Source organism: Lysinibacillus sp. LZ02, from assembly GCF_050613145.1.
Lineage (GTDB): Bacteria > Bacillota > Bacilli > Bacillales_A > Planococcaceae > Lysinibacillus_B.
Genome location: NZ_CP192507.1, coordinates 172,501 through 198,433 on the forward strand (window position 1 = coordinate 172,501; position 25,933 = coordinate 198,433).

Sequence of the window (25,933 nt, forward strand, 5' to 3'; positions counted from 1 at the left end):
AGGTGGGAGGTACCCGTACCGCAAACCGACACAGGTAGTCGAGGAGAGAATCCTAAGGTGTGCGAGAGAACTCTCGTTAAGGAACTCGGCAAAATGACCCCGTAACTTCGGGAGAAGGGGTGCTCTGGTAGGGTGAAAGCCCGAGAGAGCCGCAGTGAATAGGCCCAGGCGACTGTTTAGCAAAAACACAGGTCTCTGCAAAACCGTAAGGTGACGTATAGGGGCTGACGCCTGCCCGGTGCTGGAAGGTTAAGAGGAGTGGTTAGCGCAAGCGAAGCTATGAATTGAAGCCCCAGTAAACGGCGGCCGTAACTATAACGGTCCTAAGGTAGCGAAATTCCTTGTCGGGTAAGTTCCGACCCGCACGAAAGGCGTAACGATCTGGGCACTGTCTCAACGAGAGACTCGGTGAAATTATAGTACCTGTGAAGATGCAGGTTACCCGCGACAGGACGGAAAGACCCCGTGGAGCTTTACTGTAGCTTGATATTGAAATTTGGTGCAACTTGTACAGGATAGGTAGGAGCCAGAGAAACCGGAGCGCTAGCTTCGGTGGAGGCGTCGGTGGGATACTACCCTGGTTGTACTGAATTTCTAACCCATGCCCCTTAGCGGGGTAGGAGACAGTGTCAGGCGGACAGTTTGACTGGGGCGGTCGCCTCCTAAAAGGTAACGGAGGCGCCCAAAGGTTCCCTCAGAATGGTTGGAAATCATTCGTAGAGTGTAAAGGCACAAGGGAGCTTGACTGCGAGACCTACAAGTCGAGCAGGGTCGAAAGACGGGCTTAGTGATCCGGTGGTTCCGCATGGAAGGGCCATCGCTCAACGGATAAAAGCTACCCCGGGGATAACAGGCTTATCTCCCCCAAGAGTCCACATCGACGGGGAGGTTTGGCACCTCGATGTCGGCTCATCGCATCCTGGGGCTGTAGTCGGTCCCAAGGGTTGGGCTGTTCGCCCATTAAAGCGGTACGCGAGCTGGGTTCAGAACGTCGTGAGACAGTTCGGTCCCTATCCGTCGTGGGCGTAGGAAATTTGAGAGGAGCTGTCCTTAGTACGAGAGGACCGGGATGGACATACCGCTGGTGTACCAGTTGTCGTGCCAACGGCATCGCTGGGTAGCTATGTATGGACGGGATAAGTGCTGAAAGCATCTAAGCATGAAGCCCTCCTCAAGATGAGATTTCCCATTACGCAAGTAAGTAAGACCCCTGAAAGACGATCAGGTAGATAGGTTCGAGGTGGAAGTGTGGCGACACATGGAGCTGACGAATACTAATCGGTCGAGGACTTAACCACATTTTGTGAATTGCACAATGCACCGTTTATCCAGTTTTGAAAGAACAACTTCTTTCTTAAAAGAGAGCTTCAAGACACAGTCATACGCCGTGTATTGGAGGTCGACCATAGTCTAGTGATGATGGCAAAGAGGTCACACCCGTTCCCATACCGAACACGGAAGTTAAGCTCTTTAGCGCCGATGGTAGTTGGGGGCTTCCCCCTGTGAGAGTAGGACATCGCTAGGCAAAATCAAAGGTCTGAGAGTTTCTCAGACCTTTTTTGTATTTAATAAATATAACAAAATCATACTATCTACTTAGGAGAGCTGAAAGGATGGAGATGCTTGGAGTCACGTGGTTAAGCTATTAGCATGCGAAATGCCCAGTGAGGACTGTCATTCCTTATATTTGCGGTATCCCACAGGTGAACTATTCCCAATGCTCGATCTAGCTGCCATATATACTTGATACTTTCATCAGGTTCAATTGTTTAATCTAGGTTGAATCTGACTGTTGGCTCATCCAAATGGACCATATCATAGACTGTAAGCTAGGTATGTAAAGACATGCGTTGTGAAGGGGGAAATAGAGCTGAAATAGGTTCACCGGGATAACTATTGTATTCCTCATAATGGAATTTGTCTTTTAGTTTATTACGAAGTGTAATTTCAATCTATTTCTCCCATATTAAATTCTAAAATTCTAGCGTAAAGGGATTTAATAATTGTAATATGCTGCTGGTCTAATTTCGAAGAAAAATTTGGATGTTACTGATACCAGTGTTGACGATGGAGATTAAAGCTATGCAATTCTTCATGTGCGCCTCGGTAAAGTCGAATTCGAACCGAGGTACCTGATGTAGCCAAGAACTAAATACATTTTAGTACAGAATTAGGGAAATGAATATGAAAAGAGGCGATTGATGAAAAAATCATCGGTCACCTCTTTTTGTTGTTAGTCTATGAGCAAATGAATTTTTTGGTATGTCCCTTTATCAGTAATGTGTTTGAATTACTGTTCATAGCATACAAATCCTCTCTCCCTTTAGTGTAAAGGGGCGCTCTTAGGGAATATATGTGTATTTTGCCTCAGCTGACAGAAGTTAAAATTCTAATATTGTACGAATACTATTCATGTACGATTGGCTTACAGGCAGCTCGGTACCATCCTTCATTAAAATAATAAAATTTGATGTAATATCACGTGAAATCTTTTTAATAAAGTGAATGTTAATAATGTAAGATCGGTGAATCCGAATAAACATATTAGGTAATCGGATTTCTAGTTCCTTTAATGTAACGGATGTTTTATATTGCTCCCCATTTCGATAAAACCATGTGCGCTTTTGTAAGCTCTCAATATGTGAAATTTCTCCAATCGGTATTGGACTCCAATCTTCATTTTGTTTTCCTGTTAAAAAACGATAAGGCTCTTGCTTTTTTGGTGAAAATGTTGATGGTAATACGACGACAAGCGCAGCATTTCGGCCATCAATCGTAATGGGATAACCGATTGCATAATAAGGTGTATCAAATAAAGAGTTATCCATTACGGCGTCTAATTTACTTTGTGATTGTAAAACACGATAGGTTAGGCTATCTTGCTTTACAGCTGTGCCTACCTCTAATTGAAGATCGTGGCTACCACCTGCAAAATATACATACGTATTCTCTACAGCTATCGCAATGGCTGCACTTTTTGGAATCCAATCTTCTAATATAGTTTTATATTGGTCCAAGACTTTTCTATCAATAATGATGTCCCCTTGTTTCATATAAAACATTCCCCCTCTGTATTATATGTATTTTTACATTTCATCCCAACTATAGACTATTTCATCATTAATTTCAGGTGTTTTGTCAGAAAATAATGAAAAAAATCAAAAGCTGTTATATATTAATTTACAACAAGTATACCTGTTATGGAACAGTATTTGAAATGTTTTCTTAGCAGAGTATCTTATTAGACAATTGGGAAGGTGGAAATGTAACATGTCAACTCGTCAAGAAAAGATTGAAGCTCTAAAAAAAGATTGGGCAGAAAACCCACGTTGGAAAGGCATTGAACGTGCATATTCAGCTGAAGAGGTAGTAAAATTACAAGGTTCAGTAGTATTCGAGCAAACATTAGCTAAACGTGGTGCAGCTCGTCTTTGGAATTCTTTACACACAGAACCATTCATCAACGCTTTAGGTGCCCTAACTGGTAACCAAGCAGTTCAACAAGTTAAAGCAGGTTTAAAAGCAATCTACTTATCGGGGTGGCAAGTAGCAGCAGACGCAAACCTTTCTGGTCAAATGTATCCTGACCAATCATTATACCCAGCAAACTCTGTACCAGCTGTAGTTAAACGTATTAACCAAGCACTACAACGTGCAGACCAAATCGATCATTCAGAGGGTCGTGAAGATGGTTTTGACTGGTTCGCACCAATCGTAGCAGACGCTGAAGCAGGTTTCGGTGGTCCATTAAACGTATTCGAGCTTGTAAAAGGCATGGTTGAAGCAGGTGCTTCTGGCGTTCACTTAGAAGACCAATTAGCTTCTGAGAAAAAATGCGGTCACTTAGGTGGTAAAGTATTACTTCCAACTCAAAATGCAATCCGTAACTTAGTTGCAGCTCGTCTTGCAGCTGACGTAATGGGTGTTGAGACAGTTTTAATCGCTCGTACAGATGCAGATGCAGCTGACATGGTAACTTCAGATATCGATCCACGCGATGCAGAGTTCATCACTGGCGAACGTACACCAGAAGGTTTCTTCCGTACAAATGCTGGTATCAAGCAAGCAATCGCTCGTGGTTTAGCATATGCACCATACGCAGATTTAATCTGGTGTGAAACATCTCACCCATCTTTAGAAGAAGCTCGTGAATTTGCTACGGCAATCCACGCTAAATTCCCAGGGAAGATGTTAGCATATAACTGCTCTCCATCATTCAACTGGAAAGCAAAACTTTCTGACGAAGAAATCGCAGAATACCAACGCGAATTAGGTAAACTTGGATACAAGTTCCAATTCATTACATTAGCTGGTTTCCACAGCTTAAACTACTCTATGTTCGAGCTTGCGCATGACTACAAAGACAATGGTATGGCTGCTTACTCTAAGCTACAACAAGCTGAGTTCGCTGCAGAGTCTAAAGGTTACACAGCAACTCGTCACCAACGTGAAGTTGGTACTGGTTACTTTGATGAAGTATCACAAACAATTTCAGGTGGTCAATCATCAACAACTGCAATGGCTGGTTCTACAGAAACTGAGCAATTCGTATAAAAAATGGCTACGAAGAGTAGCAATCGCTTAAACAAATTGTAATGATCGTACACTTATACTCTAGTAAATAGAGTATAAGTGTATCTAATACATGAAGCATCTTGAATTTCTGTAACGGTAAGCCATTCCAGAGGACACCCTTACAGAAGTTAAGTGCAAAGTAACGATATAAATCGTACTTGAAGTACTAGACGAAGAACTTGCAAAAATTAAAGAAGCTGTTGGGGAACAAGCTGATGAAAGTCGTCGTTATGCCGAAGCGACTGCACTTTTCAAACCTTTAATCGAGCAAGATGACTTTGTCGCTTTTCTAACATTACCTGGTTATGAAAAAGATTAGCTAATTCATTGTTTGTTAGACATGAAAACTCTACTATAATAATTCGTAAATTTTATTCATTTCCTACCATAATTTTCACGGAGTTGTGATAGGAGAAGACTTTTGAACATGGGTTTTGCCTCCCATTAAATAAAGTATATATAGCGTTTAAACAAGGGGTCTATTATAAAGAATTGTGTAAGATTCTTATAAAAGGGGAGAATGTCTTTCTAGTCATGATGGGACTAGGGAGACATTTTTTTGTGCAGAGGATATTGTGGAAATCTAAAAATCTTCTTTCCATTGATAAAATTTTCAGAAAGTTATATGATGTGGTTGTGGGAGAGATTACCAAGAGGGGGCAATCGTAAATGAAAAATAAAGAAATTCTACTCGTTCCAGGACCGACACCTGTTGTCGATGAAATTTATGAGGCGCTTGCAAGTGAAACAAGAGGACATACAGATGCCCGTTTTGTTGCGATTTATAAACGGGCGATTGAAAATACAAAGAAATTATTTAATACAGATGGTGAAGTGTACGTAGTAGCCGGCTCTGGCACACTTGCGATGGAGATGGCCATTGTGAACACAGTAGCGGAAGGGGAGAGGCTACTTGTCATTAGTCATGGTTATTTTGGAGATCGATTCACGCCGCTTGCGAAAGCATATGGGATTGAAGTAGATGTACTGCAGGCTGAGTGGGGGAAACGTGTTGAAATAGAAGCAGTACGTGAACAGCTAGCAAGTTACACATACAAAGCTGTGACAGTGACACATGCTGATACTTCAACAGGGGTAGCGTCTGATTTAGAGACACTGATTCCAATTATTAAAGCAGCAGGCGCGTTAGCTATTGTAGATGGCGTTGTCGCAACTGCAGCACTGCAAGAAGATATGAGTAAAGCATATGGTGGCAATGAAGCCTATAAAATTGATATCGCGTTAACTGGTTCACAAAAGGCGATTGGTGTACCACCAGGTTTAGCAATTATTGCATTTAGCAAACAGGCATTAGCTGCGCGTGAGGCACTAGAAACAGTCCGTGCTTACTACGCAGATATTCATAACTGGCGCCCCATTATGGACAACCCAGCAAATTATTTTGCAACGCCACCGGTCAATTTAATTTATGCGTATGATAAGGCATTGGAGATAGTATTAGAAGAAGGGATGGAAAAGCGCGAGGCACGTCATATCATGTATGGACGAGCAGTACGTGAGGCACTTCGTAGCTACGGTATGACGCCATTAGCAGATGAAGAGGTAGCAGCTGCAACACTTAGCTGTATTTTATATCCGGAAGGGGTAGAAGATGCTGCCTTTCGCAGTAACTTAGCGAGCCGTGGGGTTATTGTTGCGGGTTCGCTCGCTCATTTAGCAGGTAAAGCATTCCGCATTGGCCATATGGGGAATACTACACCAGATCAACTTGAAAAAGCGATTCGTTTAATTGGTGAAGTACTAATGGAGCAAGGTGTGCAGGTGGACATTGAACAGGCAGTAGATATACTGCATCAAGAATTAAATAGCTACGTAAAATAAAAAATAGGCGCCCCGCATACAGTACGTGGCGCCTATTTGTCGTTTATAACTTACTTTCATTCCCAATCGATTGCTTTAACCAGCGAGTGGCTTCTACATAGTCTTGCGCAACCCCCAGACCTTTTTTATAGAGCATACCGAGTTGGAATTGTGCTTTTGTATGTCCTTGATTGGCCGCAAGTTTATACCATTTTGCCGCTTCTACATAGTCTTGTGGAACACCCTCACCATGTGTATGCATTTGGGCAAGTTGGAATTGTGCCTTTGCGAATCCAACATGGGCGGCCTGTTGAATCCATTTTGCCGCCTCTGTGTGATCCACTTTTACCCCTAGTCCTTTATCATAAATATTGCCGAGCTTGTATTTGGCTTCAATATGCCCTTGCTCAGCCGCTAGGCGATAACATTGGCGCGCTTCATCATAATTACGCGTCGTGCCAAGTCCATTTTCGTACAGTAATCCGAGTTCGAATTCAGCTTGTGGATGACTTTGATTGGCCGCAGCACGTAGCCATTTCAATGCTTCTGCGTAGTTTTGTGGAGCAAATTCACCGTGTAAATAAAATAGAGCCAGTTCATACTGTGCTTCCATGTGTCCTTTAATAGCCGCTCTTTTTAACCATTTAAAGGCGGCTTCTAATTGATTGTCTGCTTTATAAAGGAGTGCTAAATCAAAGCTTGCACTAATATGTTCATTGGCGGCCGCCTTCGATAACCATTCTATTGCATGATTGATCGATTTTTTCGATGATTGCTGATTATAGAAAAGACCGAGTGAATATTGTGCATTCGTATGCCCTTCATTTGCCGCGACAGTAAGCCATTTAAGCGCTTCTTTTTCATTTTGTTGGACACCGTTTCCAGCTTTATAACAAAGAGCTAGTTGAAATTGTGCATTTGTATGTCCTTGCATCGCGGCTTTTAAAAACCATTGCGCCGCTTTTTGCATATTTTGTTCGACTCCGCGCCCTTTACTATATAAGTAGCCCAGATTGTACTGTGCACTTGGGTCATCTGCGTTTGCTGCTTGTTCAAACAGCTCCTTTGCTTTTTCGAAGCTTTGTGTGACACCAGAGCCGTTATGATACAGGAAGCCTAAGTTATTTTGCGCACTCGTATTACCTTGGGCAGCCGATAATTGATACCATTTGGCGGCTTCATACAAATCGCGTGAAACCCCATTTCCTTGATTGTATAAGGAACCTAGATTATACTGCGCGTCCGCATTTCCGCTTTTGGCAGCCATTTCATATAATCTCACGGCCTGCTCGTAGTCTTGTGTGACACCTTGACCAAGTTGATATAGTACGCCAAGTGAGTACTGAGCATTTGCATCCCCTTGCTCGGCGGCTAATGTATACCATTTAGCAGCTTCCTTATAGCTTTGCTTCACCCCGCGCCCGTGATTATAGAGCACCCCGAGATTGTATTGTGCACTCGCATTTCCCTTATTTGCCGCAACTAAAAACCACTGGGCGGCTGCTTCGAAATCATCCGCCGCAAAGTCTACATCCATCATAGTATGATTCGGTATTGTTTCATTCGGTTCATCGATGTTATAAAAAGCAGAAGCGGCTAATTGTTCTCCCTTTTTTATACGCTGTAAATACCATTCACAAATATCAATTAAATATTCAATAACAATTTTAGCTGCTTTAGAATGAATAACGTCATTCGAAGGTGTCGCCGTCATTTTATATACTAAATTCATGAGTAAATAGATGCGACGTGGATGAATTTTTGCGATAAAGTTTTTGTTGTTTAACAAAAGTCGAATCGCTGTATGGGATACATGTTTATTCATTTCTTTTTCATATAAATCTCGGATTATAATGCCGAGTGTAACTTTTGATTTTTGCAGGGACAAGCTAGGATTCGAAATAGTATAGCGAGCAGCCGCCTGTAAGTGTTCAGCTAATGGTCGATGTGAGTCTGGTATGTTATTGCATAATTGTGTTAGTATATCCCGGTCAATCGCCATAGAAATCCCCCCTTGTATCACAACGTTCTATCTCTCTCGATAAGTATTCTTTTTATCGGGTAGTTTAAGATAAATTCAATGTAAATTAGTATGATTTCCCAAATATGTGCTCATAAAAGCCGTATAACAATGGAAGCCCATTGAATTCTTTTTCCAACAACTATACAATTTTAAGTAAATAATCGGATTTGTATTTGGGAGAGGGGCATACATAGTGGAAGATGTGATTGTCGTGATACCGACATTAAATCCTTTACCGTCGTTTATTTCCTTTGTGGAGCAGTTGAAAAAAACAGCTGTTACGAAAATAATCATTGTTAATGATGGTAGTGAAGAAAAATATGCATCGATTTTTAATGAATTTCGACAAGACCAGCAATGCATTGTCATTGATCATCTCCAAAATAAAGGAAAAGGGAGCGCTTTAAAATCAGGTTTTCATTATATTTTGCAGCATGAAAAAGACATAGCAGGTGTATTGACAGTAGGAGCACATGGGCAACATACGTTAAGCGATATACAATTGATGCTTGAATCGGCGAGATTGTTTTCAGACGGTATCGTGTTAGGGGTAAGGCGTTTTCGCTCCAGAGAAATGCCTATGTTCAGCTTTCTTGGTAACCGAGCAGCGTCTATGTTGTTTGAATTGTTATTTCGTCGCAGATTACTCGATATTCAAACAGGGCTCCGCTATATTCCAAGGAGTGAATTAAGCTGGCTACGAAAAGTACCTGGAGAGCACTTTAATTTTGATACGAATATGTTAGTCGAGGCACTTCGTCGAGATGTCCCGATTTATGAGATTCCGATTGGTCACGCCAAGGTACGTAAAAACTCTATTATGAATTATGATGAAATTATTGACCCCCAAAAAATGCTACAGCAAATATGGACGACTTTTTTAGGAGATCGGAAAGTATAAGTTGTACCGAGCGGTATCTTTCTAAAAAATAGACCAAATTGATTGTGAGTGAAACTTTTTTTGTCGTTTTTCGTACATATTAATAAGTACTACAGGGCTACCATTTATAATCCTTGCAGGGAATTCATGATACTGTAGTACTTATTTTTGTTTGAAGGGGGCGTTTTGTATGGATGAAAAGCAGTCAATGGAACAAATGATTGAAGATAAAGAGCAACATTATTCAGAGAAAGATTTTTTCAAAACGCTAAAAAAATATGGAGCTAAACTCGGATTTAAAGGACTGCACACAGCAGCTACCTTATATACAGCACTAAAAAGTCCAAATATGTCAAAAGGCAATAAAATGATTATCCTTGGGGCATTAGGTTATTTCATTTTACCGTTAGATATGGTAGCAGATATTTTACCGGTTGTAGGTCTATCTGATGATTTAGTCGTCTTAACAACCGCGTTAGCCAAAGTGTTTATGAGTATGGATGATGACATGAAAAATGATGCCCATGCGCTATTAAAGAAAACATTTGGTGAACGTTATGTATATGAAGAAGTAGACACAGTTGATATGCAATAGGACAAGCAGATTTCGTCAATAGGGCGAAATCTTTTTATTTTTAAAAAAATAGGTTATCGTAGTAATAAATAGTGTCAGGAGGGCGTAAATAAAATGGAATATACAGATCCAATGAAAAATCGCGTGAAGCGAATGGAGGGACAACTTCGAGGTGTTTTAAAAATGATGGAAGATGGAAAGGACTGTAAAGAGGTGATTACACAACTATCCGCAGTACGTTCAGCAGTTGATCGTACAATTGGCGTCATTGTGAGCACAAACTTAGTCGAATGTGTGCGCCAAGCAGAAGGCGATGATGGAAAAGTAGATGAAGTGATTAAGGAAGCCGTTAATCTCGTTGTGAAAAGCCGCTAACATGGATGGATTGGGGAGAGTGTATGTTAAAGCGAATAACGATTCTTGTAATTTTATTGGTGTTTGCAAAGCCTGCATATGACGTAGCAAAGGATTTTTTGGAAACGAATACAATCACAGTTGACGAGGCAGTTCTGCCTGTAACAACAGGACAAATTACAAAAGACGCACAAATAACAACACAATCTGAACAACTAGCTACATTACCAACCGAAGTAACATCTGTAGAACAGATGGCAGATGCATTTTACTATTATTTTAGCCGTTTTGAAACGAATTTTACGATTGAGTATAAGGGAAGTACAGCAGATATTGAGCGGATGTTAACACGCGCAACAGAAGATGCAGCAAAACGTGATACGTACATTGAAGGGCATTTAAGCAATCGAGAAATGGAATATGAATATCGAAAAATGGATGCGACAATCCGTGTGAAGCAAAGTTATTTAACGAACCCATCACAGGAGCAAAGCGTGGGTGGACTAGTTGAATCCATTGTGGCAACACTCCAACCTGAACAGATGACGGATTTTGAAAAGGTGAAGTTTGTTAACGATTATATTGTACAAAATACCATGTATAGTGAAGACAGTGTGACCAGTTCACATAGTGCGTATGCAGTGGCCTATGAAGGAAAAGGGGTATGCCAAGGCTACGCATTATTTGCTCAAAGATTACTACAGGCACTTGGTATGGAATCGATGTATGTTGTCGGTGAAGTATATACAGGTGGACATGCATGGAATCTCGTAAAGGTAGATGGTGAGTGGTACCATTTAGATACGACGTGGAATGACCCTGTACCGGATCGTGGAAATGGTGTACAGTATGATTATTTCTTATTAAATGATGCAGATATGGGAATCGATCATACGTGGCAAGCGGTAGATTATCCGAAGGCAACAAGCACAAAATATCGTTATATGCATGTTGTACAAGATAGCTATGAAAAGGATCATTACATTTATTTCAGTAATACAGCCGATAACAATAAACTGTATAAAGTGCATAAAGACACAGGTGAGAGCGAACGTGTAGCGGACGTCCGAGCATTGTTTATTGTCGGTGCAGGGGACTGGCTATACTTTAGTAATTATTCAAATGGTGCATACTTATCCAAAGTGCGCTTAGACGGAACCGAACTCACGACACTGCATAAAGAAGAAGTGAACAATTTATTCATCGAAGAAAATATGCTGTATTTTACAACAGCAGATGGATTAAAAAAGGCAGATCTTTAAACTTACTAAGCATTTGTTTAGTAAGTTTTTTACTGTTTGCTATGAAATGATAAAAAAGAGATTCCATACAAAATAGTCGTTTTCATCACCACTATTTTGTATTAAGAATCTCAAGGATCGTAATTTATTTATTTTTAGCTATGCAAGCTGTATGATAGGCTCTTTTAACGATATACTCAATCGGCTTTTCTTTACATAGCTCGAATTGCACTTCAGGAAATAGTTTGTGTACGCTTTTTACGAACTTTTTGTAAATGGTAGGGTTATGTTTCAATACGCCGCCATTTATATAAAATGTGTGTGTCCCCGTATGATAGCCTGCATTTTTTAATGTGGTTGTTGCCAGTAAGGCTAATTCCTGCGCTGATTCGTGAGCAATTCTCACAGCTACATCATCACCTTGCTCAATGGCTTGCTGTACATAAGCACCGAGACTAGCTAACTGTGCATTTGTATAATCAGCACGGTATAGCCAGTTCATAAGTGCGTCCACATCGGCTAACTGCTGATCATGGAGTACCATATTCGTTAAAAGTGTTGGTTCATCACGACCATCTGCAGCGCGGAAAATAGACTTTGCTACTTGCCGACCAAGCCAGTAGCCGCTTCCTTCATCACCCGCACGATGGCCCCACCCACCTGCTCGCACCATTTTTGTGCCCGTATAACTAAAACAGATGGCGCCAGTGCCTGAAATAAGTAGGGTAGCAGGCTGCCCGTTTGCGAGCCCTAGTAGAGTCGCTTCCACATCGTTTTCTACAATTAGCTGCTGTGCAGTAAAAATAGAGTTTTCCATACTTGCTAAGGTGATCTCACGTACGATACGGGCATCCTCTTTCGTATCAATGCCAGCGATAGCAAATACCGCTACGACAAGGTCACGTTCGGTAATAACAGTACTCGCCTGTGCTAATAACTGTTCAAAAACTTGTTGGACATGGTTCCGTCCAATTGCTTGATAGTTCGAGCCAGTGGACGTAGCAGAAAATAATTCCTGCCCCCCCGTTGTTCGAAGTGTTAAAGTTGTTTTCGTTGCTCCACCATCTACAGCTAACATGATTTGGCTCAATTTGTATCCCAACCTTGTAGCATACCGTCAAGTTTTTGTTCGGCTTGTAAAATAGCGTCTACTTTATCACGTACCCATTCTGCCATTGTGGCTGCATCATTTTCTGCTATTTTCAGTGAATGGCGCATCGTGTCAGGCGCTGGTCCACCTAGAAGTTTCCGCACATGAACGAAATACTCAGGCTTTAATGCGTTGTAGAAATCATTTTTAGCAATATGAAGAGGTTTCCCTGTCACTTCAATCGATTTATCATTCGCCATTTCCCATGTCAAATTGGCAAGGGATTCTTCGCCTGCTTCCATTAATGTCCGAACACAGCGACTAACAATGCTGTGGGATTGACGGAAAGAGATCTTTTCAGAGCGTACGAGTGTATCTGCTAACTCTGTCACATTGGCAAAGCTATTTTGCGCACGCTTTAATAAATTTTCTTTGTTTACATTCATCGTAATGACTAAGCTACCAAATAACTTATAAACCCCAATTAGTCGGTCAATGGCACGCCATAAATAGGGCTGCATATCATCTTCTGTATCGACAATATCGCCAAATGGTGTGTTATGAATCATTTTTAACACCGTGTCTGTATCACCGACAACAGCTGATAAGAGGGAACGCGTATGCTCAATCGATACCGGGTTCCGTTTTTGTGGCATGATTGAGCTAATTTGTACGTACGGACTTGCTAGGCGGAATGCGTTGAATTCTTGCGTTGCCCATAGTAAGAAGTCCTGTGACGTACGACCAAGATTGAGTGCGGCAAGCTGTACAACACTTGCAGCCTCTGCAATATAATCTGCACCAGCCACTGCATCCCAAGCATTTTCAATAATCCCGTCAAAGGCAAGCAACTCTTGCATACGCTCGCGGCTAATATTAAAGCCTGTTGTTGTTAACGCTGCAGCGCCCATACTACTTTTGTTAACCGTACTATAGGCGGCTTGTAAGCGACCAAAATCACGTGTTAACTGATTAATGACCGCTTTTAAATAGTGCGCAAACGTTGTTGGCTGTGCTTGCTGTGTATGCGTATAGCCAATCATAATCGTATCGACATGCTCCTCAGCAAATGCAATCATTGAGGAGCGTAAATCTAACAGCTCTTGCATAAGTGATAGCAATTTTTTACGTAGAGTCATACGATAAATCGCGATGCCCATATCATTGCGGCTTCTAGCAATGTGTAGATTCCCTGCTACATCACCGCCAAGCTCAATTAGTTTATTTTCAATACGGAAAAATAAATCCTCAAATTGCGGATTATAGTCCTTCGTTTTGTAATATTCGATATCTAATTTTTTGATTGCCTTACCGATTTTCTTCGCGTCTTCCGTTGATACAATCCCTTGTTCTTCTAACATTTTTAAATGGGCAATATGAATTTGCACCATCGATGTTAAAAAGTGTCGTTTGGCTTCGTCGTATGCAGGTTGCAAGACCATTTGACGGTAGCTATTGGATGGAAAGTGAATGCCTTCTACTTCGTTGATATGATTTTTGTAATCTTGGAAAAACATAATTTAACCTGCCTCCATTACATGCTATAAAAATAGTTATATTGCGGAACCGGCCGAACCTTTCGAAAGTTTCTCTGAAATTAGCAGTACAAGTAAAATTAATACAATTTGTAGCACACCGTATGCACAGGCTGTTCCAAATTTAAATGCATAAAGCTTTTGGAAGATGGCGACAGATAAAGGGATCGTAGATGTACTGTAGAGCAATATAGATGCAACAAATTCGCCAATACTGTGCACAAATGCAAGTAGTGTACCAGCAATAATACCAGAAAGTGTTAATGGTAAAACAATTCTTTTGAATGTATACCACCACGATGCACCTAAGCTACGAGAGGCTTCTTCAACCGATTGGTCAAGCTGCATTAAAGAAGCGGATGTAGAACGAAATATAAGTGGTAAGTGGCGTACAAAATAGGCAAGTGGTAAAATCCAAAACGTCCCAATCAACACTTGATTAAACGTAAATGCACTTTCTGTACTAAATGCCGCAATTAAGTTGACGGCAACAACGGTCCCTGGAAGTGCCCAAGGAATCATAATTAATACATCGAGTAAAGATTTCCCTTTAAAGCTTAGTCGCACCATTGCATAGGCAGCGGCTACACCAAAAAGAATATTGCCAACAGTTGCGACGGCCCCCATTTGAATGGAATTCCAAATAGGTCGCCACGTACGCTCATCTGTAAAGAGCGCTTTATAATGATTCAAGGTATATTCGGTCGGTAAAATTTGTACAGTCCATGTCCCGTCTTTCGAGAAGGAAATGAGTACTAATACTAATATCGGCAGAATTAGGATTAATGTTCCTAAAAAAGACAGGAAAATAGAAATATATTTTAACGGTTTGAATGTTACTTCTGAACGATGCACACTAATGCCTTTACTTAAGTTTTGATAATTGCGCCTGTTTTGATACCAACGCATGAGTAATAAGAATAGAATCGATACAATCGATAAAATTGTCGATTGTGTTGCGGCCATATCTAAATTGCCGTTTGTGCGTGCTAAGTAAATTTGCATCGTCATTGTACGTTCTACTCCAAACATAAGAGGCGCTGTATACGAAGCCATAGATACCATAAATACAAGCAGAGAAGATGCAACAATGGAAGGGGTGAGCATTGGTAAAATCACTTTTCGCCATACGCGAATACGGCTAGCACCAAGACTTGTTGCTGCTTCTTCCAGTGATGGATCGAGGCCTTTAATCGCAGCAGATGCTGTTAAGTAAAAATATGTGTACATCGTAAATGTGTGTACAACGACTACACCCCATATGCCTTTTAATGCAAAAGGCACTTCATCTAAATGGAATAGCTGTTGGAAAAAACGCGGAAATATACCGCTTTCCCCGTATAAAAACGTAAAAGAAAGCACACCAACAAGTGGCGGCAATGCCATTGGTACGAGTACGAGGACAGCTAATAGTCTACGTCCTGGAAATTCATAGCGCTCGAGTAAAAAGGCCATTGTGACGCCAACAACCGCACAACTAATGACACTAAGAACCGAAATATACACGCTATTCCATAGTGCCTCTAAATTAGCTGAACTTTCTAAGTTGAAAAACTTCGCATAGTTCGCTAATCGATTGTCTCCAGCAAAGCTTTGTAAAAACGTCGAATAAAATGGATACACGACATAGGCGAATAAAATGAAGAATAATGGCGAAATCAATAAGTAAACAAAATACGGTGACTGTGTTGCACGTGACCACCAACTTGTGTGAGATGCTGTTTGCTGCTTCATTGTGATCGCCTCCTATTCTCCGAGAAAATAAAGATTTCTCGGTGGAATATGTAGCTCCATTTCATCTCCCACTTGTTTCAGCTGATTGCCGCCATTAATAATCATCGCTTTAAGTGAGAGCCTATGTACATTGACGATATAATTAACGCTCAGTCCCGTAAATTCCAAAAATTCGATACGACCTTTGACCGTATTATGACCAGGACCTACTTCAAAGCCTTCAGGTCGTATAGAGACGTAAACAGTTTCACCAACAACTGGTATTATATTTTGGGCGTAGTTTGCTGTAAGTCCATGTAGGATAAGCCCATTCGCATGTTCAACGGTAATGACATCACGGTCAATGGATTTCACCTTTAGTTCTAGCATATTAGTCTCCCCGATAAACGTTGCCACAAAACGGTTATTTGGTTGATGATAAATTTCTTGCGGTGTGCCGATTTGTTTGACGACACCTGCTTCCATGACCATAATACGGTCAGACATCGACATGGCTTCTGTTTGATCATGTGTCACATAAATGGTCGTTACACCGAGTTCCGATTGAATCCGCTTAATTTCCACACGTGTTTCTTCGCGTAATTTGGCATCTAGGTTGGAAAGAGGCTCATCTAACAATAAAATATCAGGTTCAATGACGAGTGCTCGTGCAAGTGCTACACGCTGTTGCTGGCCACCCGACAGTTCATTAATTTTGCGATGGCTATACTCGGTCAGATGAACGAGACTTCGGATACGATCGACTTTTTGTTTGATTGCTGGTTTGGGCATTTTCCGTACTTCTAAACCAAACGCAATATTTTCATCGACCGTCATATGCGGGAAGAGGGCATAGTTTTGAAACACCATCCCGATATTGCGTTTATTTGGCTGTAATGTTGTAACATCTTGTTGATCGAAATAGACTTTCCCTGTCGTCGGGTAATAGAAGCCCGCAATCATTCGAAGGGTGGTTGTTTTCCCGCAACCACTTGGTCCTAAAAATGTGAAAAATTCGCCTGGTTGAATAGCAAGGTTCAATTCACTCACACCAAGTACATTACCAAACTTTTTTGTGACATTTTCAATGCGAACACCTTTCATCATAGGCACCATCCTTTATGTTGAGGTATATAGAGTCTATTCCGTCTGAATGAAGATAAAAGGGTTGGTCCGAATACTCGGAGCAACCCTTACATCTGCAAACATTCACATGGTCAGTCGGAATATGACCTTTCGTTAATAGCTATCGCCTTTTCCTTTAATATTTGTATCCCAGTATTCCATCCACTCAGCTTCTTTGTCAGCCATGACTTGCCAATCAATATCGAATGTCTTTAGCTCTAGCGCTTGATACCAATCAGGCATCGCTGCCAAATCAATATCTGTTCGTGTTGGAATTTGATAGTAATCATGTGAGAGCTCCGTCATCATTTCTTTATCAAATAAAAATTCCACAAAGAGCTTGGCGTTTTCTACGTTTTTGGCATTTTTGATAATCCCTACTGCATCGACTAAAATAGGAGCACCACTTGCTGGATAAATATAATCGAATGGATAATCCGTTGTATATTTTTTTAATAAAATATCTTGTAAGTTCCATAGTGAAATCGAGCCTTCTTGACGTGTTAATTTTAAATACAGCGCGTTTGGATCTTGTGTATACTCTTTTGTATTCATATCTAATTTTGCGAGCCATTCATAGCCTTTTTCCGGTGTATCTGCTCCTTGACGGTAAATCATAGAGGAGTAGATGGTACGCATTGTCCCTGATGCTAAAACACCCCGAATTAAAATGTCATCTTGCCATTTTGAATCTAATAGTTCATCCCATTCTTGTGGCCCTTCCTCCGGTGTTAAAACATCGCTGTTAATCATAATGACTTCCGGTAATAACATTTCACCAATCCAACGATTTTCACGATCACGATGTAATGGATCAATGGCTTCTACAAAGGACGGCTCCCAAGATTCTAATAAACCCTCATTCGTCGCGACCATCATTGCCGCTTGTGTACCACCCCACCAAAAATCACCTTGTGGGTTTGCTTTTTCACCGCGTGTACGCTCTAAAATTTGTTGGGCACCCATTGTCATGTATTCGACTTGAATGTCAGGGTAGCGCTCGTTAAATTTAGCAATGACGTCTTGCACTAATCCTTCATCTCGCCCTGTGTAAATGACGAGATTACCAGAAGGGCTCTGTTCTACATTTTCTGTTGTTTCGTTTTCATTGGTATCATTTTCTTCGTTGTTCTGCGTCGTTATGTCGTCTGATGTGTCGTTGCAGGCAGCTAAAAATACGAGGAGTAAAACGAGTAATAAAGAAAGTAGTCCACATTTTTTCATACCAAAAACCTCCTTGTTTTGAAGTTGCACCGACAAGCGCGGATATTTGCGCTTCTTAGAATCTTATAATAAGAAGTCGACTTTTATCCCTGTATAAACAAAAAAATCGAGAGGTACATATAAATACAAAACATGGAAGTATTATTTTTACATAACGTTATAAGCTGTGAAACATAAAAAATAACTTCACCGTACAAACGGTGAAGTTATTTCAGACTGTAGACAAAGTCGATTTTTTCGACTTTGTCTACTATTTTTGATTTGAATCAAATATCCGGAAATTAAGCTGAAATTTTAAAAATCCTTTAATATCAGTATTTGTTGAGGTATTCCAAATTAAGAAATTCTTTTGGAAATATAAAAAGCATAATTATTTCTCTGCTTGTTGTTGCTGATTTTTTTTCATGGCGCGCCATCGTTCTAGCCCGATAAATGCGCATGCACTGCTAAAGACTAAGTAAATCGTTGACACTAAAATATCTGATTCCCAATAATGTAACACTTGTGTAAAGCCGATAATGGCTACTGCAAACGCTGCAAGCATATACAGTTTTGCATTTTTCTCCATTGAAAAGCCTCCCTAATGTTCATTAAAAAATCGCCTTATATCCATTATGCTGAGGTTTTATCCCGCATTAATGGGTAGTAATTTATCTGTACCGAAAGTGAAGCGAGAGGTACAAGATTCCCAGCTCAAGGTTTAAGAAAGTCGAGAAGTGTAGATGGGAGATCAACTATCCATAAAAGCCTGATTGGTTCAACTAGCAAACAGTGGGGATGAGGGCCCCACTGATTAAAGTTTCACTTGATTCCATATTATTTTTTAGGGATTGTTTACGCATCGATCGGTAGGATGGTAGGAAAAGTCCAGTTCCAAACCTAACAGAACTGGAATAATCACACTCAGGGTTATCAATAGCGGCAAAACATTGTAAGATAAATACATTATGAACGGGGATACGAATGGACATTTCCTCGCAAGTGAGAACATCACACGTGCACAAATGGCAACAGTGTTAGAGAAATATAAACAGCTTCACGTTGAAGAAGATGTAGCGATTACTTTCAATGATACAAAAGGTTATTAGGCACAATGGATTATTGAAGCCAATCGTACTGCTGGTATCATTAATGGTCGTCCAGACGGAAGCTTCGCACCAAATGAATATTTAACTCGAGTGCAAGTAATTGCCATGATGAATCGCATGTTTGAACATGGCCCATTAAATGGTGTGAGTGCATCGAGCTTCCCAGATGTCAATCCAACACACGTGGGCATTTAAAGAGATTGAAGAGGTAGCGACATCTCATGTTTACTTTATCGATGAAAATGGGAACGATTAACTTTCAAAATAAGCAAAGCAGGCTAGGGAACTCCTTAGCCTGCTTCTTTAGTGGAAAGTATAATTTTTCAAGGGAATTTACATAAGAAAAAACATCAACTCGTACTATGGTGCGAGTTGTGTTCTTCTAATCATTTTTTAGGGATTGGGAATGAAATAGATGTACCTTCTCCAATTGTACTTTCTACAGTTAATTCTACATCAAATAATTGCCTCAAGCGTTGTTCAGTATTGATTAGACCGACACCTGTTTTATTTTGAAAGTCAGTGTAATCAAAACCAACACCATTATCAGAAATCGATATAATAAAGTAATCCTTAGACTCAACAATGCGAATTGTTAGAGTTCCACTTTGTCCTTTTTTCAAAATTCCATGTTCAATCGCATTTTCTACAAGCGTTTGAATAGATAGAGGAGGAACGGAAAGCTGTAGATTATCAGGGATGTCCCACACTACATGAATCCTATCACCAAATCGAATTTGTTCAATACTAATATAGGAGCGGACTAGCTTTAATTCATAGTCGATTGGCACAACTAAGTCAGTATTTTGAAAATTAAAGCTCATCTGTAAATAATCACTAAAGGCTAGTAGTAATTCCTCCATCTTCTCGTCGTCTATACCGTGTAAAGAAATAATAGAGCTCAATGTGTTAAAGAAAAAGTGAGGTTGAATTTGCGCCTGTAACCAAGCTGCTTCCATGCGTAGGCGTTCCTCACTGGAGCGCTTCATTTGAATGAGTGCGTTTACCCTTGCTTTCAGTTCCATGTACTCCATGGGTTTTTTTACATAGTCATTTGCCCCGTTTAAAAAGGCTAGCTGTATATCTTCTGTTTGTTGACGAGCAGTTAAAAACAGTATAGGTAATTCAGAAATAGAAAATTGCTTACGAATTTTTTTTGCCAATTGATAGCCTGACATATGGGGCATCATAATGTCAGAAATAATTAAATCAAAGCTTCTTACTTCTAATTTTTTTAAAGCCTCTTCCCCGCTTAAAGCTGTTTCAATTTCATAAGACTCTGTTGACAGTATGTTGATGAGCACCTGTAAGTTTACAGCATCATCATCAACGATTAAAAGACGTGAGTGGCTCGTCACAAGGGAGCTCTCTTTCGTTAAAGTAACTTCAGTTGCGGATGTTGGAGGGTGACTTAACGAATTGACATATTTCGATATAATAATATCATCCTCAATGCTGGATTCCATGTTATTTGTTATTTGCCCTTTGGCTATAGGTAGAGAAAATGTAAATGTAGAACCTTTCCCGATAGTAGATGACAGCGAGATGGTGCCGCCATGTAATGTGATAAGCTCTTTACAAATACTTAATCCTAGCCCTAGCCCACCGCCCATAGAGGTCATACTCGAATCTACTTGTTCGTAAGGTTCGAATATTCTTTTTTGCATATTTTCTTCAATCCCTATTCCTGTATCTATCACTGAAATGTATAATCTTTTACCTAAAACTTCGGCATCTATTGTAATAGAGCCTTTCTCAGTAAATTTAATCGCATTATGAATCAAATTCGTAAAAATCTGAATCAATCGATTTTCATCTGCCAATACAGGCGGTAAATCTTTTGGGATATTGATGAAAAGTTTAACAGGTTTGCCTTTTAGCATGAAGCTAAACATATTGATTATGCTACTAGCCAGATTATATACATTGATTGTTTTTGTCTGAAGATGAATTGTTTTTTCTTTTAGCTGTACTAAATCGAGTAAATTATCCAACATATAAGACATATGATTCCCGATAGCTAAAAGTAATTTTAAATCGTCATTATTTTTAGCTGTTAATTTATTTGCTTGTTTCTCCAATAGCGCCTGTGTAATGCTCATCATACCGTGCAAGGGATTACGTAATTCATGAGATGTGTTCGCAAGAAAATCATCTTTCGTATTTAGTTCTTTTTGCAATTTAATAGACAGTTGTTCAGTTTGAAGCGTTGTTTGGAAATAACGTGTAAACCAAAAGGCTGATAAAGCAGTAATGGCAATTAATAAGTCAAAAGGGTAGTGATTATAAGGTAGAGTTATATTTTGCTTTAGTGCAAAAAATAATGAATTACTTGCAACAGCACTAGCTGTTAGTAGTAAAAATAAGACTCCTTTTTCTCCTTTCATGACGATAATTAGCATAAAAATAGTTACAATAATAGGAGAAATACTAAAAAGCGTAGTAAAAATTATTTTTGTACTAAATATATACTCAATTGGAGCTAGTACAATAAATACTAAGTAAGCAGCACATAGCATTGAAAGTATACTCAATATTTTTGATTTAGAATATTCCCTGACTAATTCCCGCAAAAATAAAATGAAAAATAACATCGTATTAATATAGGAAAAGAAATATAGTTTATGTGCCCCAATCCAATTGAAGGGTATATAAATAAACAAAAGCTTATTACTAGAAACAAGAACTGTTACACAAGTGGAAATAATAATGATTGCAAAATAAATCAGTGATTTACCTCGAACTCCTATAGCGTAGAGTAGGATAGTGAAAAGCAAGTAAAAAATAAAAACAATACAAACAGCAATTTGCGTGACTAGCGAAAACTGCTTTGATTGTTCCATCGAATGTAAATCGCCTAAAACAATTGATTTTGTAAAACCCCCCTGCGAATAGCGATTTGTTTGAATACCTTGAATGAGTATTTCGCTTTCACTTGAGTCCAGTGTAAAGTAATGAGTAAGAGGTCTACCGATAGGGGCAGAGTTTTCATTAACTGAAGCCAGATTTCCTAGTCCACCAATAAGTTGACCATTAATATAAAGCTCATATGGTGATAGTCCGTCTGGGATAGTAATACCATAAAGCTGTGGTGTATCATGTTCTTTCATTATTGTTAGGCGATAAGTACCATAATGAATAGTATCATTGTTTTTAAAATATTTGTCCCATGATTCGGGGAGAGCTGAATAAATAGTATTGCTATTGGATTGGATTAATTTTGAGTTTTCAGCAGCAAGCAGAGTATAGGGGTAGAATTCCCAATCTCCGTATAGCTTTACTTGAAAATCATGAGTTGTATCAATATTTCCTAAATCAATTGTGCCTTGCTGCGCAGCGATTTCCTCAGGGACATTAATAAAGTCTATCCAGGCAAAACGAAGTAGAGTAAGCAAACAAAAAAATAGACTAGCAACGAGAAGAATTGTGAAATCTTTGTATATTATTTTCTTTTTCACCATAATACATAAAAATTCGACAAAACCTTCGATACTCCTTCTAAAGTATCGATTTTTCAGGAGGATTTACGATAATATTAGTAATAAGAGTATTTCTAGGAGGGATTTCATGAGAATCATATTAGTAGATGATGAATATTTGCAATTAATGAGACTTAGAACTTTACTTGAAAAAATGAATACTCATGGGATTGAAATAGTTGGAGAATATACGGATTCTCTAGAAGTGATTAATCAAATCGGAAAGCTCCAACCGGATGTAGTATTTTTAGATATTATCATGCCTGATATAGATGGACTGGCATTAGGTGAAAAAATTTCGGAGATTTTTCCGAATGTAGAGATTGTTTTTATTACAGGTTTTGACCAATATGCGATTGATGCTTTTAATTTGCATGCGATTGATTATTTATTAAAACCTGTACAAAAAACGCGGTTACTTAAAACAATAAATCGACTCCAACAAATCATTGGTAAAAATCCCAAATCAATAGTACAAACAAAAACAATTCAGCTTTTAGGTGGATTGAGAATGACTTCTACTGATGGCAAGATACAATGGATGAAGTGGCGTACGGCAAAAGCAAAAGAATTATTTGTTTATATGCTCAATCATCGAGATAAAATGATTTGCCGAGATATTCTTTTAGAGCTTCTTTGGCCAGAATCGGATATAGATAAGGCATCCAAACAGCTTTATACGACTATTTATACAATACGTCAAACTTTAAAAAATTATGGGGTAGACGGTATCAAAATTTCGAGTCCATTGTTTGATTCGGGCTATAAATTATCGCTAGAAAACGTAATAATTGATGTAGAAGAATGGGTGTCTAAATTAAAATCATTACCTCCGCTACAATTAGATAATATAGACAAGCATGAACGTACGTTCTACTCCTATACAGGAGATTATCTGAGTGGTAGCGATTATATATGGGCTGAGAGTGAAAGAGAGAGGTTAAGACGTCTATGGTTACACCATGCGCAACAACTAAGCAAATTTTACATTAGACATGAAAACTATAATGCCGCTGTGAATATACAGGAACGGGTTCAATCATTTTGTCCTGCTGAAGAAGAAAGTTATTTTACTCTAATGGAGCTATATGGGGTATTGAATAATGCTATTGCGGTTGAGGGACAGTATAGGATGTTAAAGAAAATGCTTAAAGAGCAATTTGGAATGGAACCAAGTATAGAAATAGATAAATGGTATGAAGAGTGGAAAAATAAGAAGAATTTTTATGAGTACATGTGTTGAAAAGAGATTTTAATTAGATAGAAGAGAGCTTCTCTAGTACCCTCTATAATTCGAGTGTATCTATTGCTTTTTGGGTTTTATAGTTAATTGATAAGGGGATGTGGGCGTAAGTGTTAGGATCCTACGGGAAAAACAAGCACCAAAGCCCACACCTTTATTTTTTTATAATTATTTCTCTGCTTGTTGCTGATTTTTTTTCATGGCGCGCCATCGTTCTAGCCCGATAAATGCGCATGCACTGCTAAAGACTAAGTAAATCGTTGACACTAAAATATCTGATTCCCAATAATGTAACACTTGTGTAAAGCCGATAATGGCTACTGCAAACGCTGCAAGCATATACAGTTTTGCATTTTTCTCCATTGTAAAGCCCTCCCTAATGTTCATTAAAAAATCGCCTTAAATCCATTATGCCGAGGTTTATCATCTATTATTTTTAAGTGACTGTTTACGCATCGATAGGTAGGATGGCAGGATCATCCCGACTAGTACAAGCACAATACCAAACAGTTGAAGTGGTGTCACGACTTCATGGAGGAAAATGACGGAAACAAGAATCGCTACAGGTAATTCCATTGCGCTTAAAATGGATGTTAAGCCACCTCCAACTTTCGGCACCGCAATAGAGAATAGTAAAATCGGCAAAATGATCCCGAATAGCCCGAGCGCTAGTCCGTATTTCCACAGCCCGCTTGTTAGCTGTCCGTTCCACAGAATCTCTGGAGATAAAAAGATGCTAATCACAATGAGGGCGACAGCGGATACGATAAATGTTCGTGTGATGTTGGTCATCCCTGTTACTTGGCGCGAGTTAATTTGAATAAAAATAGAGAAGGTCAGTGCAGAAGTTAAACCGAGCGCCCAACCTTGCCAAGCAATTGCTGTTAAGTCGACATCTAAAACCCCCGCTGCTAAAATCGTTCCTGCAAATAAAAACAGAAGTGAAATCACTTCAGCTCTTGTTGGAAGGCGTTTTTTCAGTGCACAATCTAATAATAACCCTATCCACGTGAATTGGAATAACATGACAACGGCAAGTGATGCAGGTAAATAATTTAACGACTGCCCGTACACCATACCCGTAGTCGCGGTGAAAATCCCAGCGAGTACTAGTATTGCCCAGCCTTTTAGTTGAATATGCGGTAATTTACGTTGCGTTGCCAATACTAGAAGCAATGCTAGTAAAAAACCAAAAATATATTGACTTGAAACTACTTCGGAGGAAGTATAACCATCTTGCATCCCTAATTTCACTATAGTAGATAATATGCCGTAACTACTAGATGCAATGACAATCATGAGGGGATAAATTATATTTAATGGCATGCTGCTATACTCCTTTTACCATGTGATGGAATTTCTCGCCTATGATTTCCCACGGTTCTGTCACGACGAAACCTTGTTGTTCATATAATTGACGTGCTTTTATTTTTGCTTCGTCTACATTTAATGAAACTTTTTTGTAGCCGCATCTTACAGCTTGCTCCTCAGCAAAATGTAGCATTTTTGTACCGATCCCCAGTCCACGTGCATGTGGCGCTACACAAACTGTATCAATATAATATTCATCGTCATGTGCTTCTAAATCAATTTGAAGAGATGAGGCATATTTTTGTTGCAGCTTCTCCATTAAAAGTACATCTAATTCTTTCCCTGTTTGTCCATCATATAAAACAATGATGCCTAAAATTTGTTCATTGGCACAAGCAACGAACGTATTGCGATATGTGTGACGGTTATCTTGAGCACGTACAAGCTCTTCTAGTCCCGTCATTATATTTTTTAGATGATGCTCGCCCGTGAGTCGGCTTGCAATATCACCAATTGCATCATAAATGAGCGGTGCAATATGTGGCGCATCATGAGGTGTTGCTTGTCGGATATTTATATGTGTGTTCATCATGTATCGCTCCCTTTCGAACAAAGTATAGCAAAATTATGAACAACGTGCTGACATACGCCCAATGT

At 39.5% G+C, this 25,933-nt stretch carries 22 protein-coding genes and 2 rRNA genes (1 of these 24 cut by a window edge); 12 read left to right on the plus strand and 12 right to left on the minus strand.

Annotated features, from left to right (window positions below; all coding sequences use genetic code 11):
• Positions 1-1,298: ribosomal RNA gene (locus tag ACQQ2I_RS00780) — 23S ribosomal RNA — on the plus strand (it extends 1,630 nt beyond the left edge of the window).
• Positions 1,299-1,409: 111 nt separating this feature from the next.
• Positions 1,410-1,525 (plus strand): 5S ribosomal RNA (gene rrf / locus ACQQ2I_RS00785).
• Between the two features lie 856 nt (positions 1,526-2,381).
• Here the strand turns inward: rrf and ACQQ2I_RS00790 are convergent.
• Positions 2,382-3,053 (minus strand): LytTR family DNA-binding domain-containing protein, encoded by a 672-nt coding sequence (locus ACQQ2I_RS00790; RefSeq protein WP_431028660.1) that lies wholly within the window; start codon positions 3,051-3,053, stop codon positions 2,382-2,384.
• A gap of 217 nt (positions 3,054-3,270) precedes the next feature.
• Here ACQQ2I_RS00790 and aceA point away from each other — a divergent pair, with 217 nt between their 5' ends.
• From aceA to ACQQ2I_RS00805, 3 genes are all read left to right on the plus strand, one after another.
• The gene (gene aceA, locus ACQQ2I_RS00795) at positions 3,271-4,554 is read left to right on the plus strand and encodes an isocitrate lyase (RefSeq protein ID WP_431028661.1); all 1,284 of its coding nucleotides are present in this window, start codon (positions 3,271-3,273) and stop codon (positions 4,552-4,554) included.
• A 172-nt stretch (positions 4,555-4,726) separates the two neighbouring features.
• On the plus strand, positions 4,727-4,894 hold the full coding sequence (locus ACQQ2I_RS00800) for a hypothetical protein (RefSeq protein ID WP_431030417.1): 168 nt from the start codon (positions 4,727-4,729) through the stop codon (positions 4,892-4,894).
• A gap of 350 nt (positions 4,895-5,244) precedes the next feature.
• On the plus strand, positions 5,245-6,417 hold the full coding sequence (locus ACQQ2I_RS00805; protein ID WP_431028662.1) for a pyridoxal-phosphate-dependent aminotransferase family protein: 1,173 nt from the start codon (positions 5,245-5,247) through the stop codon (positions 6,415-6,417).
• Between the two features lie 43 nt (positions 6,418-6,460).
• Here the strand turns inward: ACQQ2I_RS00805 and ACQQ2I_RS00810 are convergent, their stop codons facing one another.
• Positions 6,461-8,398 carry an SEL1-like repeat protein gene (locus tag ACQQ2I_RS00810; RefSeq protein ID WP_431028663.1) on the minus strand — a complete coding sequence of 646 codons (1,938 nt, stop codon included), beginning with the start codon at positions 8,396-8,398 and terminating at the stop codon, positions 6,461-6,463.
• A gap of 214 nt (positions 8,399-8,612) precedes the next feature.
• Between ACQQ2I_RS00810 and ACQQ2I_RS00815 the strand changes: the two genes are divergently transcribed.
• The 4 genes from ACQQ2I_RS00815 (at position 8,613) to ACQQ2I_RS00830 (ending at position 11,489) form a co-directional block, all read left to right on the plus strand.
• Positions 8,613-9,320 (plus strand): glycosyltransferase family 2 protein, encoded by a 708-nt coding sequence (locus tag ACQQ2I_RS00815; RefSeq protein WP_431028664.1) that lies wholly within the window; start codon positions 8,613-8,615, stop codon positions 9,318-9,320.
• Positions 9,321-9,489: 169 nt separating this feature from the next.
• Positions 9,490-9,894 carry a YkvA family protein gene (locus ACQQ2I_RS00820; protein WP_431028665.1) on the plus strand — a complete coding sequence of 135 codons (405 nt, stop codon included), beginning with the start codon at positions 9,490-9,492 and terminating at the stop codon, positions 9,892-9,894.
• 93 nt (positions 9,895-9,987) lie between these two features.
• Positions 9,988-10,248, plus strand: coding sequence for a metal-sensitive transcriptional regulator (locus ACQQ2I_RS00825; protein WP_391372730.1), 261 nt, complete (start codon positions 9,988-9,990; stop codon positions 10,246-10,248).
• Between the two features lie 23 nt (positions 10,249-10,271).
• Positions 10,272-11,489, plus strand: coding sequence for a DUF5050 domain-containing protein (locus tag ACQQ2I_RS00830; RefSeq protein WP_431028667.1), 1,218 nt, complete (start codon positions 10,272-10,274; stop codon positions 11,487-11,489).
• 124 nt (positions 11,490-11,613) lie between these two features.
• Here the strand turns inward: ACQQ2I_RS00830 and ACQQ2I_RS00835 are convergent, their stop codons facing one another.
• The 6 genes from ACQQ2I_RS00835 to ACQQ2I_RS00860 all read right to left on the minus strand — a co-directional run bounded on the left by ACQQ2I_RS00835 (position 11,614) and on the right by ACQQ2I_RS00860 (position 18,723).
• Positions 11,614-12,558, minus strand: coding sequence for an N-acetylglucosamine kinase (locus ACQQ2I_RS00835; RefSeq protein WP_431028668.1), 945 nt, complete (start codon positions 12,556-12,558; stop codon positions 11,614-11,616).
• Positions 12,555-14,075, minus strand: a complete 1,521-nt coding sequence (gene argH / locus ACQQ2I_RS00840; RefSeq protein WP_431028669.1) for an argininosuccinate lyase — start codon at positions 14,073-14,075, stop codon at positions 12,555-12,557. The genes ACQQ2I_RS00835 and argH overlap by 4 nt, the downstream gene beginning before the upstream one ends.
• A gap of 36 nt (positions 14,076-14,111) precedes the next feature.
• Positions 14,112-15,827 (minus strand): ABC transporter permease, encoded by a 1,716-nt coding sequence (locus ACQQ2I_RS00845; RefSeq protein ID WP_431028670.1) that lies wholly within the window; start codon positions 15,825-15,827, stop codon positions 14,112-14,114.
• A gap of 12 nt (positions 15,828-15,839) precedes the next feature.
• Positions 15,840-16,910: an ABC transporter ATP-binding protein gene (locus ACQQ2I_RS00850; RefSeq protein WP_431030418.1), complete on the minus strand. Its 1,071-nt coding sequence runs from the start codon at positions 16,908-16,910 to the stop codon at positions 15,840-15,842.
• Positions 16,911-17,045: 135 nt separating this feature from the next.
• Positions 17,046-18,155, minus strand: coding sequence for an extracellular solute-binding protein (locus ACQQ2I_RS00855; protein ID WP_431028671.1), 1,110 nt, complete (start codon positions 18,153-18,155; stop codon positions 17,046-17,048).
• Between the two features lie 370 nt (positions 18,156-18,525).
• Positions 18,526-18,723, minus strand: a complete 198-nt coding sequence (locus tag ACQQ2I_RS00860) for a hypothetical protein (protein WP_431028672.1) — start codon at positions 18,721-18,723, stop codon at positions 18,526-18,528.
• 379 nt (positions 18,724-19,102) lie between these two features.
• Here ACQQ2I_RS00860 and ACQQ2I_RS00865 point away from each other — a divergent pair, with 379 nt between their 5' ends.
• Both ACQQ2I_RS00865 and ACQQ2I_RS00870 read left to right on the plus strand, forming a co-directional pair.
• On the plus strand, positions 19,103-19,243 hold the full coding sequence (locus ACQQ2I_RS00865; RefSeq protein WP_431028673.1) for an S-layer homology domain-containing protein: 141 nt from the start codon (positions 19,103-19,105) through the stop codon (positions 19,241-19,243).
• A gap of 39 nt (positions 19,244-19,282) precedes the next feature.
• The gene (locus ACQQ2I_RS00870) at positions 19,283-19,438 is read left to right on the plus strand and encodes an S-layer homology domain-containing protein (protein ID WP_431030419.1); all 156 of its coding nucleotides are present in this window, start codon (positions 19,283-19,285) and stop codon (positions 19,436-19,438) included.
• Positions 19,439-19,629: 191 nt separating this feature from the next.
• On the opposite strand, the gene ACQQ2I_RS00875 is transcribed toward ACQQ2I_RS00870, so the two are convergent.
• Positions 19,630-22,704: a hybrid sensor histidine kinase/response regulator gene (locus ACQQ2I_RS00875; RefSeq protein ID WP_431028675.1), complete on the minus strand. Its 3,075-nt coding sequence runs from the start codon at positions 22,702-22,704 to the stop codon at positions 19,630-19,632.
• Between the two features lie 106 nt (positions 22,705-22,810).
• On the opposite strand from ACQQ2I_RS00875, the gene ACQQ2I_RS00880 reads away from it, so the two are divergent.
• Complete coding sequence (locus tag ACQQ2I_RS00880) at positions 22,811-23,965, plus strand: response regulator (protein WP_431028676.1); 1,155 nt, start codon at positions 22,811-22,813, stop codon at positions 23,963-23,965.
• Positions 23,966-24,133: 168 nt separating this feature from the next.
• On the opposite strand, the gene ACQQ2I_RS00885 is transcribed toward ACQQ2I_RS00880, so the two are convergent.
• Genes ACQQ2I_RS00885 through ACQQ2I_RS00895 form a run of 3 tightly spaced genes read right to left on the minus strand, consistent with a single transcriptional unit; the run spans position 24,134 to position 25,868 of the window.
• Positions 24,134-24,328, minus strand: coding sequence for a hypothetical protein (locus tag ACQQ2I_RS00885; protein WP_431028677.1), 195 nt, complete (start codon positions 24,326-24,328; stop codon positions 24,134-24,136).
• Positions 24,329-24,388: 60 nt separating this feature from the next.
• Entirely contained in the window at positions 24,389-25,291 is a 903-nt protein-coding gene (locus ACQQ2I_RS00890; RefSeq protein WP_431028678.1) for an EamA family transporter, read from the minus strand.
• A gap of 4 nt (positions 25,292-25,295) precedes the next feature.
• A complete protein-coding gene (locus tag ACQQ2I_RS00895; RefSeq protein ID WP_431028679.1) occupies positions 25,296-25,868 on the minus strand; it encodes a GNAT family N-acetyltransferase in 573 nt (190 codons plus the stop codon).
• Positions 25,869-25,933 lie beyond the last annotated feature (65 nt).

Bases quoted from the DNA above. Each gene is read 5' to 3' on its own strand.
- ACQQ2I_RS00790 (WP_431028660.1), bottom strand. From the start codon at position 3,053: ATGAAACAAGGGGACATCATTATTGATAGAAAAGTCTTGGACCAATAT.
- aceA (WP_431028661.1), top strand. From the start codon at position 3,271: ATGTCAACTCGTCAAGAAAAGATTGAAGCTCTAAAAAAAGATTGGGCA.
- ACQQ2I_RS00805 (WP_431028662.1), top strand. From the start codon at position 5,245: ATGAAAAATAAAGAAATTCTACTCGTTCCAGGACCGACACCTGTTGTC.
- ACQQ2I_RS00810 (WP_431028663.1), bottom strand. From the start codon at position 8,398: ATGGCGATTGACCGGGATATACTAACACAATTATGCAATAACATACCA.
- ACQQ2I_RS00820 (WP_431028665.1), top strand. From the start codon at position 9,490: ATGGATGAAAAGCAGTCAATGGAACAAATGATTGAAGATAAAGAGCAA.
- ACQQ2I_RS00825 (WP_391372730.1), top strand. From the start codon at position 9,988: ATGGAATATACAGATCCAATGAAAAATCGCGTGAAGCGAATGGAGGGA.
- ACQQ2I_RS00830 (WP_431028667.1), top strand. From the start codon at position 10,272: ATGTTAAAGCGAATAACGATTCTTGTAATTTTATTGGTGTTTGCAAAG.
- argH (WP_431028669.1), bottom strand. From the start codon at position 14,075: ATGTTTTTCCAAGATTACAAAAATCATATCAACGAAGTAGAAGGCATT.
- ACQQ2I_RS00845 (WP_431028670.1), bottom strand. From the start codon at position 15,827: ATGAAGCAGCAAACAGCATCTCACACAAGTTGGTGGTCACGTGCAACA.
- ACQQ2I_RS00850 (WP_431030418.1), bottom strand. From the start codon at position 16,910: ATGAAAGGTGTTCGCATTGAAAATGTCACAAAAAAGTTTGGTAATGTA.
- ACQQ2I_RS00855 (WP_431028671.1), bottom strand. From the start codon at position 18,155: ATGAAAAAATGTGGACTACTTTCTTTATTACTCGTTTTACTCCTCGTA.
- ACQQ2I_RS00860 (WP_431028672.1), bottom strand. From the start codon at position 18,723: ATGGAGAAAAATGCAAAACTGTATATGCTTGCAGCGTTTGCAGTAGCC.
- ACQQ2I_RS00865 (WP_431028673.1), top strand. From the start codon at position 19,103: ATGAACGGGGATACGAATGGACATTTCCTCGCAAGTGAGAACATCACA.
- ACQQ2I_RS00875 (WP_431028675.1), bottom strand. From the start codon at position 22,704: ATGGTGAAAAAGAAAATAATATACAAAGATTTCACAATTCTTCTCGTT.
- ACQQ2I_RS00880 (WP_431028676.1), top strand. From the start codon at position 22,811: ATGAGAATCATATTAGTAGATGATGAATATTTGCAATTAATGAGACTT.
- ACQQ2I_RS00885 (WP_431028677.1), bottom strand. From the start codon at position 24,328: ATGGAGAAAAATGCAAAACTGTATATGCTTGCAGCGTTTGCAGTAGCC.
- ACQQ2I_RS00890 (WP_431028678.1), bottom strand. From the start codon at position 25,291: ATGCCATTAAATATAATTTATCCCCTCATGATTGTCATTGCATCTAGT.
- ACQQ2I_RS00895 (WP_431028679.1), bottom strand. From the start codon at position 25,868: ATGATGAACACACATATAAATATCCGACAAGCAACACCTCATGATGCG.